General features: G+C 51.0%; 11 protein-coding genes. 1 reads left to right on the top strand and 10 read right to left on the bottom strand.

The genetic code is table 11. The features are described 5' to 3' along the window. Window positions 1-285: 285 nt before the first annotated feature. From PBOR_RS15470 to PBOR_RS15425, 10 genes are all read right to left on the bottom strand, one after another. A complete protein-coding gene (locus tag PBOR_RS15470) occupies window positions 286-888 on the bottom strand; it encodes a response regulator transcription factor (RefSeq protein WP_042213070.1) in 603 nt (200 codons plus the stop codon). Then, a complete protein-coding gene (locus PBOR_RS15465) occupies window positions 888-2,024 on the bottom strand; it encodes a sensor histidine kinase (RefSeq protein WP_042213068.1) in 1,137 nt (378 codons plus the stop codon). Before PBOR_RS15465 ends, PBOR_RS15470 begins: the two co-directional genes overlap by 1 nt. 151 nt (window positions 2,025-2,175) lie before the next feature. After that, window positions 2,176-3,243: a Delta(5) desaturase DesA gene (gene desA / locus PBOR_RS15460; RefSeq protein ID WP_042213065.1), complete on the bottom strand. Its 1,068-nt coding sequence runs from the start codon at window positions 3,241-3,243 to the stop codon at window positions 2,176-2,178. A 121-nt stretch (window positions 3,244-3,364) separates the two neighbouring features. Next, window positions 3,365-4,570, bottom strand: a complete 1,206-nt coding sequence (locus tag PBOR_RS15455; RefSeq protein ID WP_042213062.1) for an MFS transporter — start codon at window positions 4,568-4,570, stop codon at window positions 3,365-3,367. A gap of 496 nt (window positions 4,571-5,066) precedes the next feature. Continuing rightward, complete coding sequence (locus PBOR_RS15450) at window positions 5,067-6,662, bottom strand: response regulator (protein WP_042213060.1); 1,596 nt, start codon at window positions 6,660-6,662, stop codon at window positions 5,067-5,069. 20 nt (window positions 6,663-6,682) lie between these two features. After that, window positions 6,683-8,050, bottom strand: coding sequence for an ABC transporter substrate-binding protein (locus tag PBOR_RS15445; protein WP_042213057.1), 1,368 nt, complete (start codon window positions 8,048-8,050; stop codon window positions 6,683-6,685). Between the two features lie 14 nt (window positions 8,051-8,064). Further along, the gene (locus tag PBOR_RS15440) at window positions 8,065-9,792 is read right to left on the bottom strand and encodes a cache domain-containing sensor histidine kinase (RefSeq protein WP_042213054.1); all 1,728 of its coding nucleotides are present in this window, start codon (window positions 9,790-9,792) and stop codon (window positions 8,065-8,067) included. A gap of 84 nt (window positions 9,793-9,876) precedes the next feature. Beyond that, complete coding sequence (locus PBOR_RS15435) at window positions 9,877-10,740, bottom strand: carbohydrate ABC transporter permease (RefSeq protein WP_042213052.1); 864 nt, start codon at window positions 10,738-10,740, stop codon at window positions 9,877-9,879. Beyond that, window positions 10,737-11,690, bottom strand: coding sequence for a carbohydrate ABC transporter permease (locus PBOR_RS15430; protein WP_039298140.1), 954 nt, complete (start codon window positions 11,688-11,690; stop codon window positions 10,737-10,739). Before PBOR_RS15430 ends, PBOR_RS15435 begins: the two co-directional genes overlap by 4 nt. 220 nt (window positions 11,691-11,910) lie before the next feature. After that, window positions 11,911-13,272: an ABC transporter substrate-binding protein gene (locus PBOR_RS15425; RefSeq protein WP_042213050.1), complete on the bottom strand. Its 1,362-nt coding sequence runs from the start codon at window positions 13,270-13,272 to the stop codon at window positions 11,911-11,913. 329 nt (window positions 13,273-13,601) lie between these two features. Here PBOR_RS15425 and PBOR_RS15420 point away from each other — a divergent pair, with 329 nt between their 5' ends. Further along, window positions 13,602-13,814: a hypothetical protein gene (locus PBOR_RS15420; RefSeq protein WP_039298136.1), complete on the top strand. Its 213-nt coding sequence runs from the start codon at window positions 13,602-13,604 to the stop codon at window positions 13,812-13,814. Window positions 13,815-13,817 lie beyond the last annotated feature (3 nt).

Below are 13,817 nucleotides of genomic sequence, written 5' to 3'. Positions count from 1 at the left end.
TAATTGTATTCTGTACAACTAAAAATCACGAAAAGCGATCAATAAACGAAAGGCAGTCTATATAAGTGTATAAAATGCAGTTATCCTGCTTAACCCGTACCGTCAGGCGATTTTAGTTGCACTAAATACAGTTAGAGCCTGGCGGGCCCTCTGCTTCAAGCAAAGTCCGGTTCTGCTCCGGTCCTTAGGTCTGCCGGTCTGCCGGTTCCTAAGAATAAGCCTTCTATCTGCAAAAAAAAGAAACGGCCCACTGTCACAAATGACAGCTGCCGTTCCTATAGTTAATTATTTGAACCAGCCCTTCTCCTTAAACCGCGTGATCGCCTCAATCCGGTTGCCTACATCCAGCTTGTCCAGAATGACAGAGATGTAATTGCGGACCGTTCCGGTCGTAATATACAGCTGGCTGGCGATCTCCTTCGTGTTCTTGCCATCCGCGATCAGTCCCAGGACCTCCTTCTCGCGCTGCGTCAGCGGATTGGCTTCGCTGCTGTAGGCCTCGTCCATTAGCTCCGGCGCGTATATCCGTCTGCCATCCACCACATTGCGGATCGACAGCGCCAGTTCTTCGCTTGGACTGTCTTTAAGCAGATAAGCATCGACACCGGCCTTAACTGCACGTTCGAAATAACCGGTCCGGGCAAACGTGGTCAGGATCATAATTTTGCAGCCTGAACCCTTCAGTGCTTCCGCTGCCTCCAGGCCGGTCATGGCCGGCATTTCAATATCCATAATGCAGATATCCGGCTGATGCTGCTTCACCAGCTTCACGGCCTCTTCCCCGTTGCCTGCCCGGCCCACAACCTTCATATCCTCCTCCAGATCCAGGAGAGCAGCGAGCGCCCCCAGCAGCATGCGCTGATCTTCGGCAATCACTATTGTAATCATTACACGTTTACCTCCATTTCCGGCCGCTGTGCAACATTGGGCACCTTAATGACAATTGTTGTTCCTTCGTCACGCACCACTTCCATGCTGCCGTTGACGAATTCAAGCCGTTCCCTCATCCCCTGCAGCCCATGACCTTTATGGTAGTGATTAGTCCCTTCAATTCCCGCGCCGTTATCCTTCACCTTGATGACCAGGTCGGTCCGGGAAGGTTCGATCTGAATCAGGCACAGCGAGGCACCGCTATGTTTGACCACATTGTTCACGGCCTCCTTCATACACATGCTCAGCACATTCTCGGTAATCAGGGAAGTGTTGGTCAGGTTAGGGTCACCCTCCAGCATGTAGCCAATCTCTGCTGCCTGGAGTAATTGCCGGATACGGACCAGCTCATCTTCAAGCCGGATGCCCCGCATCTGGGTAATCATTTCCCGGACTTCCTTGAGGGCGCTGCGGGCCGTCATCCGGACATCATTAATTTCGATCAGGGCCTGCGCCGGATTCTTGGTGATCAGCTTGCCTGCCAGGTCACTCTTAAGGCCAATCAGCGACAGCCGCTGCCCCAGCGTATCATGCAGATCACGGGAGATCCGCTGGCGCTCCTCCATAATAACCAGCTCGGAGATCCGTTTGTTGGCATCCTCCAGCTGTCCCTGCAGCTTATCCTGATTGTTGCGGTTATAGGTCGTTACCGGCAGCAGCACCACGGCAATGATACTGACCAGCACGAACGGAAGCTGCGAGAGGAACACGGGATTACGCGTAATCAGCTCATAGTTGATGGCCACAATCGTTGTCAGCAGATGAATCGAGTACAGGGTGAAGAAAGCAGCCCGTTTCTGGATATTCCCGATGAAAAAAGCCAGGAACAGCGCAAAGTACATATACCCGAAGAGCAGCGTCATCGTTATCGAGACAACAATCTGCACACTGGTCCAGAAATAGACTACCCATCCTTTCGACTTGAACGCCAGCACATAGCAGGCGAAGAAGACAATAATCATCAGGATTCCGTATACCCAGCGGCCTGCCGAAGCCGAACGGAAGATGGAATAGAACGGGAGAATGTAAAAAACGACCCATACATAAGGGCTCAGACCCGTGCTTTTATGAAAAATATGATGCCACTTCTGCATGTTAGCCATCCTTTTTGCCAGCAAGATTATACCCCCATTTTAGCACAAAGCTTATGTAAACCGGCAATTCTGCAGAATGATTTGGACAAAAAGAAAGAACAGAACCTGTGGCGTGATCTCCCGGTCCTGCCTTTCTCTTCTATGACGGCTTCTATTTACTCTGGAATCCTGGTTTGATCACCTTCAGCACCTCGGCCGCCGCAGGCTTCTTCTGCTGCAGCCGCTGCTTCATTTCCTTGAAGCTGACGAACGTTTTGTGCTCCTCATCCCACAGACGGTACTTCAAGGCCTGCAGACTTGTGCTGAGTGTAATCGTTGTAGCTTTTTGCAGCGGCGGAGTGGCATTGTGGGCCAATTCCAGATTATAGTTAGGCACCTTCGGGCTTAAATGATGCACATGATGAAAACCGATATTGCCGGTAATCCACTGCAGCAGCTTCGGCAGCTTGTAATATGAGCTTCCTTCTACTGCGGCATTGACATAACTCCATTCCTCATCATGCTCGAAGTAGGTATCCTCGAACTGATGCTGCACATAGAACAGCCAAATGCCGAGGAACCCGGATACAAACACAATCGGCAGCTGCACCAGCAGGAACGCCTGCCAGCCGATGAGCATAATCAGTCCGCTATACAGCGCTACGATGGAGAAATTCGTCAGGTACGTATTCATGCGTTCCTTGCGTCTGGCTCCTTTGGCGTTGAAGCGGTACTGGATCAGGAAGACGGCAATCGGACCTATTACGAACATTACCAGCGGGTTGCGGTAAATCCGGTAGTACAGACGCTGCATCGGTTTCGCCGCCTCGTATTCATCCACGGTCATGATCCAAATGTCGCCGATGCCTCTTTTGTCGAGGTTGCTGCTTCCGGCGTGATGTATGGAATGGCTGTGCTTCCACTGACGGTAAGGGACCAGGGTAAGCACACCAGTAATCGTTCCGAGAATATCGTTCGCTTTGCGGTTCTTGAAGAATGACCCGTGGCAGCAGTCATGAAAAATAATAAAGGTACGGATGACGAAACCTGCAGCCGGAACGGCGAACAGCAGTGTCAGCCAGTAGGAAACGGATAAGCTGAAATAAGCGGCTGTCCATAACAGCACTAACGGTCCAAGTGTATTTATGAGCTGGTAGATGCTCGCTTTACGGTCTGTTTTTTCGTAAGGGGCTACGCTTTTCTTCAAGCTGGAGAGCTGGGATGTCTGGTTTGTAGTCATCGGGATCGTTTCCTCCTCGGATGCATCCATTCAAGGATACTTATCTATCTACATTATAGAGAAGAAAGTGTCACCCTTGTAAGTCATAAACATCAACCCTCATGTATGACATATGTCATAGTTACCCCTGAAGAGATTGCCGTCCAGACTCCTTCGCTCTGACCAGCGGCAGCAGAATCAGCATAGCGATCAGGAACAGTACGCCGCTTCCGGTGAATACCGCGAACAGCGAGAAGACTCCTTTCAGATAGCCGGCTGCAGACATCCCGATCACCATGAAGCCCATGAACATTGGACCCATAATTCCGCCGACTCTGCCCATATAGCCAGCCTCGGTATTCCGCAGAATCAGTGTGTTGATGCCGATATGGATACACGGATAAAAGAATCCGGTCAGGGTCTGCAGCGTGATCGTCAGTGCTGTATGATGCGACCAGCCCACGCCGACTGTCCCGGCCGCGCTGACCAACAGGCCGAATGCGAGCATTGTCTGTGGTTTCACGGCTTTGCCTTTGCTCATAATCAGCATTCCGCCAAGCAGCATCGCTGCCCCGTTCGCCATCATGATCCACTGCAGGAAACCTCTGTCCTTACCTAGATTCTCAATAATTACGAATACACTAAGCGGCTGGATCAGCCCTGCGGCAAGTCCCGCAAACGCAAATGCCAACCCGAGATTCCGCAGCACCCGGCTTGAACGCACATAATCCAGTCCGGATTTCATCTCAGCCATGATTCCGTTCCGGCTCTTTCCGGCCTGCTCCGGCGCGTCTTTGGGCAGCAGACCCAGAATGAGCGCAGAGCCGGTGAACATACCGATCATCACGATAAGCGATACCTCAATCCCGTAATGATTATAGATAAAAGCGCCAATTACCGGGCCAATGACCATAAAGAACGCAGACAGCGACTGGAACATGGCCATCACACTCTGCAGCTGATCTTCAGGCACATGCTGTTTGAACAGCTTCATCGCAGAAGGCTGTGAGAACTGTGACAATATAGCCGATACCAGCGTTGCCAACAGCAGAGCTCTCCATGATCCGGACATGACAACCAGCAGCACAACAAAGACAGAACATGCCGATAACGCATCACTGATCATCATCGTCCGCTTGGGCAGCCACCGGTCCGCGAAGGTACCGCCAATAATTGCAAACAGAAAGATCGGAGCATATTCGGCCACCGAAATGAGCGAGACATAGAAGGGATCATTATGCGTAATATCCGTCACATACAGCAGAATCGCAAAATTCCTCACCCACACCCCGAGTTGCAGCAATACCCTTGACATAATAATCGTTCTTACATACTTGTTCCTTAACACGGTCATATCCCCCATATATTAATATAGACTAAATAGATATATATCTAATCTGTCTATTAATATATAGACTTTAATTTATTTAGTCTAGTTTTTAAATAGATTATTATTCAATACATCTAATTTATCTCGATGAACGCGACTCAATTCTTTCACGTTACGAATGAACACTGTTCCATAAAAAAAGCCCCCGATCAAGTGAATGATGCTGGGGCTTATGGGGCTTACGGGGCTTTTATAGATATTAAGGCCGCCGCACATTACTTCATTCAGACTAATTCTGGGCCGCCAAGTGCACATATGTTCCCCATTTCTTCCGCAATAGCACATTGTATTCGGTTTTTCGCATACATCGCCTCTCCTTTGGCTCGCGTCCGGTGAAATCAGAGGGGTTACTGACGAGGTATCATCATTTCTATGGCCATAAAAAAAAGCACCCGAAGGTGCTCGTACGTTTATTCCCTTATCTGCTCTTCACAGTTTGATCCGCCCCGCTGCGTCAAGCCTGCTTCACATGCTCCTCACGATACTCCGTCGGCGTCTTGCCCGTGGCCTTCTTGAACACTTGCGTGAAATATCGCGGGTCCTGATAGCCGACCATCGGAGCCACCTGATAGACCTTCACCGTGCTGTTCAGCAGAATGTACTTGGCGTTCTCCATCCGGCAGTGGGTGACGAACTCCAGGAAGGTGTAGCCCGAGATTTGTTTGAACAGAGTGCAGAAATGGCTGATGCTGAGATCGGCCACCTCGGACACTTCCTCGATGCTGAGATCCTTATGGTAATTGGATTCAATATACCGTTTGGCTTTCTCAATGATGCTGCGCCCGTCTTCGCGGGCTGCTGTGCTGTGATTCTGCTGCAGCCAATCACGGAATTCCGCCTTAAGCACTTCAATCATATCCGACAGCGTTCCTAAGCCGTGCAGCTTGCTTAGCAGAATCTCTACTGTCCATTCATTATGCGTGTTCAGATGCTCGAACTGCCGGTACAGCACCACACTCATCTCTATAATTAGGCGTTCCGCCAGCTGCTGCGGAAGGGCCTGGGATTCGATGAAGACAGACATCTCATCAAACAGGGCAAGCATGCGCTCCAGATTTAGTGTGCGGATACTCTCAATCAGTGAGAGCTCCAGCTCCTTTGGATATTTCACCTCACGGCTGCCGGCTGCCGCCGTCTCCTCTTCGATGAACACACCCGCCTGGCCTGAATAGAAGCGCTGATACAGGGCATGAGCCGCTAAAGGGTAGACCGTGCTTAACTGATCAATCCCCCGGGTGGTGCGGCTGATACCCACAGAGCAGTTCAGCTTGGAGTAACGCTTGATGCCGGCGATCAGCTGTTCACCGAGCTCTCTTTTGCCGGTGCTAATGGCGGCCGGGAAGAGCAGTATCCATTCCCCGTTATAGAACGGGAAGATCGACAATGCCCCATTCTCCAGCGACCATTCCTCCAGAATATTGCGGACCGCGAACAGCCACAGATGCTTCTCTTCTGCACTCCACTTGGCGGTAAGCCCGGCATAGTCATCCAGACGGACTACGGCCATGAAATATTCTTCCTCGAGCTCACTGTTCTCCAGCCACTTCAGATGCTGCAGCGGGCGCGGATTGCCAAGCGTGAACTCGGCCAGCATCCGCTCGCGGGCAAGCAGCGACAAGGTCTGTACGGAGAGCATCAGCTGCTCGTTCTCCTTCTGGCGGTCAAGCCGCTCTCTGGCCCGGGTGAGCATCACCGCCAGCTCCTCATGATCAATCGGCTTCAGCAGGTAATCAAACGCACCAAGCCGCAAGGCTTCCCTGGCATATTCGAACTCACCGTAGCCGCTGATGAAGATGAAGATCAGCTTGGAGCTGCGCGGCAGCACCTCTTTCATCAGAGCAATCCCGTCTATGACCGGCATGCGGATATCACTGATTATGATCTGCGGTGAGGTCTCCTGAATCAGCTGCAGAGCGGCCTCACCGTTCTTTGCTTCACCAACAATAGTCATACCCAGCTCTTCCCAAGGAATCGCAACCTTCAGGCTGCGCAGAATAATCGGCTCATCATCCACGAGCAGTACTTTGTATTTCTCCTGATGCTCACTCATCTTATTGCACCCCCCAGGGTTTATTGAACGTCCGAACTCCGGATCAGATTCCAGTATTGCTTCGACGCATCTTGCAGCTCCCGCAAAGCCTGATCGGCCTGCATGCCTCCGCCGATCATCTCTTCAATTACACTTAAGAATGTCTTCTTCACTTCAGGCGACAACAGATTATCGTAAGGAACGAAGCTCTGGTGACTCTCCTCCATCAGATCCATCACCTGGGCGAATACCGGTCCGGTCTTATCCGGATCGAAGGCAATCCGCATTGAAGGTATTCTCAGACCTTCATACACAATACGCGTCTGTATTTCCTTGGTATAAAAGCCTTTCATCAGCTCCAGCGCAGCTTCCCGTTTCGCACCGGTGAGGCTCGATGAGAGCCCGATCCCCATGGTATAGCCGCCGGCAATCGACGGCTCCGCCCCTTTGACCAGCGCCGGAAAAGGAATCACACCCACCTGGTTCTGAAATTCCGCCGGAGCTGTCTGGCCTGAGAATAGATTGATGTCCCAGTTTCCGTTAAGATACATCGCCGCCTTCCCGTCAGTGAACAGGCGCACTGCATTCTCGGTTGACGTATCATTGGATTCGCTGCTAAACGCGCCTTCGCCGATCCACCGGTTCAGATGCTGGAAGGCCTGCAAATAGCCGCTGTTCTGAAAGCCCGCATCACTCTCGCCTGTCACCAGCTCCTGAATCAGCTCCGGACCGGCATAACGGTCCATTAAGTAATGGGCGAAGATCCCGGCAGGCCAGCGGTCCTCATTCCCTAAGGCAAACGGGATATACCCCGCCTGCTTCAGCTTGACAATTGTCTCATCCAGTTCCGCCACTGTTGCCGGAATTCCCAGTCCAAGCTTATGAAAAATAGTTTTGTTGTAATAGAGCGGCTCTGCATTGCCTTCAATGGGCAGTCCATAGATATGTTTGTTAAAGGTCCACAGATGCAGGTCCTTGAACTGATTGGTTAGCCCGTTCTGGTCAGCGAACTCGGTCAGATCCATCAGCCGGTTCGAACGGACATAGGGCTCTATCTCCGCCCCGCCGAACAAAACGAACATATCCGGCGGTGTGCCCGTCACCATCTCGCTCTTCAGCTTCTGTTCCCGGTGAATGTTCTGGTCGAGTCCTTCGAAGTTCACCTTCACGTTCGGATGACTCTCCTGGTAGCTCTGCACAACCTCCTCGAAGATGGCCAGCAGCGGCCGGTCATGCTCCTTGATCCAGAAATGCCGGAAGGTCAAGGTGATTTTCTCGGGAGAATTATCTTCAATCGGCTCCCGGTCCTCCTGCATAATGAACCAGACCGCACCGGCCATCAGCACGATGTAGAGCAGAATCCAACCCCAATTGGTCAACCATTTCGCAACGTTCCGCTGGTCCTTCATTCCCTGTCTCCTTCTCATGATGGCTGAATCTTCGGAATCCGGATACAAACCGCTGATCCGAAACCGGGGGAGGAGCAGACCAGAATGCCATAAGGATTGCCGAACCGGATGTTCAGGCGTTCATGTACATTCTTCAGCCCCACCCCGCTGTCGCTGTATTTTTTGGGATTGGCTCGTTCCTTGTTCCACTGGCTCATCAGCACCGCAAGGTCAAAGCCCGGGCCGTTATCCTTGACGATAATGATGATATCCTTGCCGTTCTCCTGGGCTTTGACCGTTATGGTGCCGTGCTCCTCCATCTGCTCAATGGCATGATATAAAGCGTTTTCTACGATGGGCTGGACAATCAGCTTCTGGGTCATCACCATCTTCAGGGAATCGGGCAGGTCCAGCTCATAGGAGAATTTCTCTTCGAAACGGAACTTCTGAATATCAAGATAGTGGCGGACATGCTCGAACTCCATTTGCAGCGGAATCAGCTCCTGATTCTGGCTGATGCTGATGCGCAGCAGCCTGCCGAGCGAGATGACCATCTTGCTGATATCCCTGTTGCCGGCCAGCACCGCCATCGAGTTAATGGATTCCAGAGAATTATAGATGAAATGCGGGTTAATCTGCGCCATCAGCGCCTGCATCTCCGCTTCCTTCTTGCGTCCCTGCTCCGTCTGCACCTGCTCGATCAGCTCATTGATCTGCGAGCTCATCCGGTTGAAGCCGTCGATCAGCGAATCGCTCTCATCATTGGCACGGAGCGGAACCGTGATCGGCATGAATATCCCCTGCTTAACCCGCTTCATCCCGTTCACCGCACTGTTAATGCTGCGGACTAGCCTGCGGATGAAATAGCGGTCGAACAGAAAAGCGGACAGCAAGGACACCATGCCAAGAATAATTGCGATATTGCGGATCGATACGGATTCCGATGAAATCAGATTCATCGGGGTAATCGCAGCCAGATACCAGTCTGTATTATGTGAAGGCAGAAAAGTGATCAGCGACCGCTCCCCTTGATAATTGTCAATGTAATAGTCCTGTTCCTGGGTATAATTCTCCTGCAAAAAAGGAAAATCTGTACGCTGTCCGATATACTCACCGGACTTGTTGAAGACGATATTGCCCTGCTTGTTCACCAGCAAAATATCCCCTTCTTTCAGGGTTGCCGCTTCCCAGAAGATCTGATCGAGCAAATCCGGCTTGACATACACTACCAGATAGCCGATATCCTCCAGTGAATAATAGTCTTTAATCACTCTGGCCTGTACAAGCACCGGTTTGCCCGCGCTTGCCGAGCCGTTCTCTCCGGGTCCCGACCAGACGGGACGCCCTTCGGCGCTTTCCATCGCCCCAAACCAGACCTGTTTATGCATATCGGCAAAAGACATCGGCGCATTGTATTGATAGAGCAGCCGGTCTTTGCCGTACAGACTGAAGGAAGTAACCATGGGATGATTGATCAGCAGATTGTTAATCTCCTGCTTGCGGTCATAGGTAAGCACAAAGTTCTGCTGCTTGAGCGATTGCTGAATCGCCGGCTGCGTGATCGCAGAATTGGTAATCGATGAAATCTCGCTGAGCGCGAACTTCAGCTTGCGGTCCGTCTCCAGCAGTGAAATCCAGTAGAAATTGCTTGATTTCTTCTCCATTGCATTGGAGAAATTGACATACGTAACAATCCCCATGGCAATCACGGGAATGAATACGAGAAGAATAATAGCGAACAAGATCTTGCGGCGGAGCTTCATGTATGGTCCCTTCCTCCTGCTGACTCTGTCCATTATTATTCTTCACAGCATTCTATATTTCCTGTTACAGCAAATAACAGTTCATCAGCTCTTAATTGCACCTGAGGTCAGACCGGCAATAACCCAGCGGCTGAACAGCAGGAATACGATCAGCAGCGGCAAGGTTGCCGTGAAGGTTGCGGACATAATCATTCCATAATCCAGACCGTCACGGGTAGTGAACAGCTGCTGCAGAGCAATCTGTATTGTATAATGCTCCTTGTTCTTCAGCACCACCAGCGGCCAGAAGAAATCATTCCATACGGTCATGAAGTTGAGAATACCCAGTGTAGCCATTGCAGGTGTAATTACCGGCACGGCAATTTTCCAGAAAATTCTGAAGTGCCCGCCGCCGTCGATCCGTCCGGCTTCAATCAGCTCGGTTGGAACTGCAGCGGATATGTACTGGCGCATCCAGAAAATCCCAAAGGCATTAACCATCGCCGGCACAATCAGCGCCTTGAAGCTGTCAATCCAGTGCAGCTTAGCCATAATAACATAGGTCGGCAATACCCCGAGCTGCTGCGGAACAATCAGTGTAGCGATTACGAATACAAACAGCATATTTTTGCCCGGGAATTCATATTTGGCGAACGCATAACCGGCCAGTGTACAGAAGAACACGACCGAGATCGTCACCATGGACGATACGAACAGCGAGTTACCGAGCGCCTGGAAGAAGTCCGATTTTTCCAGCACACGCTTGAAGTTATCGAAGAACTGGTCTCCAATCGTCAATAGCGGCGGTACATGGAAGACAGCTCCTTTATCATTCGTGCCGACGACGAACATCCAATAGAACGGGAAGATAGAGACCAGCGCCCCGAGGATCAGCAGACAATAGAAGCCCAGCTTGCCGAAAAAGCCGAGATCATCCGGTTTTTTTCTAAACATACGAAGTGTGCTCACGCTTTTTTCCCTCCAGTCTCTCTGCTGCCGCTTCTGGAAATCAGCATGTTCAGAACAGAGAACAGAATCGTAACGAGGAACAGCAGAACTGCTGTAGCCGCCGCTGTACCGAAGAATCCGTTGCGGAATGCTTCGCTATACAAATAGGTAACCATCGTAATCCCTTCCTGCCGGGTAGATCCGGTTCCGGATTGGCCGAGGAAGACATACGGCTCTGTGAAGAGCTGCAGGGCACCAATCGTCGATTGCAGGGTTACGAAAATAATAAACGGCTTGAGCAGCGGCAAGGTAATGGAGAACAGCTGCTGTCTGCGGTTAGCCCCGTCGATCCGGGCCGATTCATACAGATCCATCGGAATACTCTGCAGTCCGGAGAGGAACAGAATCGCGTTATAGCCCGTCCAGCGCCACATCACCATCGTTGAAATGGCGATTTTGACTCCCCACCAGCCGGAGTTGAAGGCCATGCTCTCTACACCGATTCCGTTAAGCAGCCAATTGATCATCCCGTTGTTGCCGAACAGGGTGCTGAATACGAGCGTAACAGCCACGATGGAAGTGATATTCGGCATGAAATAGAGAATGCGGAAAGTCTTTTTGAACCGGGTCATGCCTGAATGCAGCAGCACAGCCAGAAGCAGCGCCAGGAACACCTGCGGCACGGTACCCATCAGACCCATGATCAGCGTGTTGCTGAATGAGATCCAGAAGGTCGGATCGCTGGTAATCAGATCGTAGTTTTTGAAGCCCACGTATTTCATGGGACCCAGTGCATCCCACTTGAAGAACGATAAATAGAATGTGAAGAAGATCGGATACAGTCCGAATATCGAGAACAGAATAAAGAACGGTGAAATAAATGTATACGCAGTGAAGCGGCTCCGTCTTTGTTCGGTCAAAAAAGGACGTTTGCTCTCGGCATGCGGACTCGCTAATACGGGCTCAGCCATGTCACACCTCCAGTGAATTCGTAACGCAAGCAGAAACGGCTATGCCGCCCTCTCTAGGACGGTATCCGTTTCAGCGGGGAATAGAAGGATAAAGTACAGCGTGATAATATACTTTCCTATATTCTATAAATCCGGACTCACAGAGGATGAAGCTCTCCATGAATCCGGACTTTAGAGGAATCGGCTTCCTCATTAGACTAAGTTTAACTGCAGTAAGAATTTAGCCGCGCTCTGCAAGAGTTTTCGACTGCTTTACAGCATCTTCCCACTCTTTTGCCGGATCAGCTTTCTTCTCAAGTACGTTCTTGAGCGCATTCTTGAAGAAGGTATCCGTCTGGTCATGCAGCGGTCCATAATATACCGGTTTTACGCGGTTAGCCGCTTTACCGAATTCAACTGCCGTCTGCTGACCGCCGAAGAAGTCATCCTTGAAGTCTACGAATGCAGGATCTTCATACAGTGCAGGGATAGAAGGCATCAGGCCCTTGGTCTTGAAGGATTCCAGCTGGTTGTCTTTGTTAACAAGCCATTGGATGAAATCATAAGCTTCTTTCGGATGCTTGCCTTCCTTAGGAAGGGTGATGAATGAACCGCCCCAGTTGCCGGCGCCTTCAGGAAGCTGGGCAATTTTCCATTTGCCGGAGGAATCAGGTGCGTTGCTCTTGATGTTACCAGCCATCCATGCCGGGCCCATAACCACTGCGAACGAACCGTCGTTCATGCCTTGGCCCCATTCAGGCGACCAGAGCATAACATTGCTGATCCAGCCCTCTTGAATGCCTTTTACAGTAAAGTCATATGCTTTCTTCACTTGCGGATTAGTGTCACCGATGAAGGTGCCGTCCGCCTTGCTGAAGTAGATTTCGTCAGCAGACTGGTCACGCAGCGCATTGTACGTGAGATCCGTCAGATCGGAGAAGTACTTGCCGGTTTTTTCTTTGAAGGCTTTGGCTACAGTAGCAAATTTATCCCAGGTATCGATCGCTGCGCTGAATCCTTCAGGATCGCTTGGCAGGCCGGCTGCCTCAGCCAGATCGGTACGGTAGTAGACTACAGTTGGTCCGATATCTGTCGGAAGTCCAAGCTGGAAGCTGCCGTCAATCGAAGAGGCCTGTTTCCATTTCCAGTCCAGATAGTTGGCTTGAATGTCTTTGGCACCCAGATCGTTCAGGTTGTAGAATTTGTCCTGTGCGCCCAGGAAACGTTCCATGAAACCGATTTCAAGTTGGAAAATATCAGGTGCTCCCGAACCGGCCGACAAGGCTGTTGTCAGGTTGTTGTGGTGGGCCGTCTGGTCACCGGTGTTCTGTACCTTGATGGTTACATTCGGGTGTTCCTTAGTGTATTCAGTTGCCAGCTCTTCATAGTTCACGTTGCCCAGTGTCCAGAAGGACAGCTCTACCTTCTCTGCAGGCTCTGTATTAGCCCCTTCAGTTGCCGGTGCATTTGTGCTTGCTGCGTTGTTACCTGTATTTCCTTCTGCAGCCTTGTTGCCGCCGTTGTTGTTTCCTCCGCATGCTGCAAGCGAACTCATGAGCATGATGGAAACCAGCGTCAGCGCCAGGTTTTTTACTTTTTTCATTCCTCTGTACCCCTCTCAAAGGTTTCTCTTACAAGATTTAGTGTACAGTAGGCTGATATTTTTTTTGAGGAGGCAAACTCCCGGTTTATGGTGGAAATATTTATGATTCATATAAGACGCACTTAAGTTTGAACTTGAAGCTTCATCGTCACTGCGGTGAACATTTGGACTTCCGGCCGCTGCCCGCCCCCAGATTTCTTCATCTCATCCGCTGTTCGCGGTGGAAATCCGGTGACTGAAGCTGCCGAAGTGGATTTGAAGCCTGGACCCAGGTATACTAATTGTATTTGCTGTACAGCAGTTATCCCGATATAAAGGAGAAATATTCCATGCCCATCAACCGTCCTTTGCTGACCGACAGCGATCTGCAGGAAGCGATTGACCGCAAGCTGCCCGTCCGGGTATTCCAGGATGACCATCTGGTGAATTCCGGAGCGACGGTAGTCCGCTTCACAGACTCGGATGTCGTCATCCAGTCCCGGGTCAGCGATTTAACCTATTATTCGCGCAGCCGCTGCGAATTCTTCGAAGTCCGGCCCTAGCCT

Source organism: Paenibacillus borealis (assembly GCF_000758665.1).
Taxonomy (GTDB): domain Bacteria; phylum Bacillota; class Bacilli; order Paenibacillales; family Paenibacillaceae; genus Paenibacillus_AQ; species Paenibacillus_AQ borealis.
This window is presented reverse-complemented; position numbering and strand designations above follow the sequence as displayed.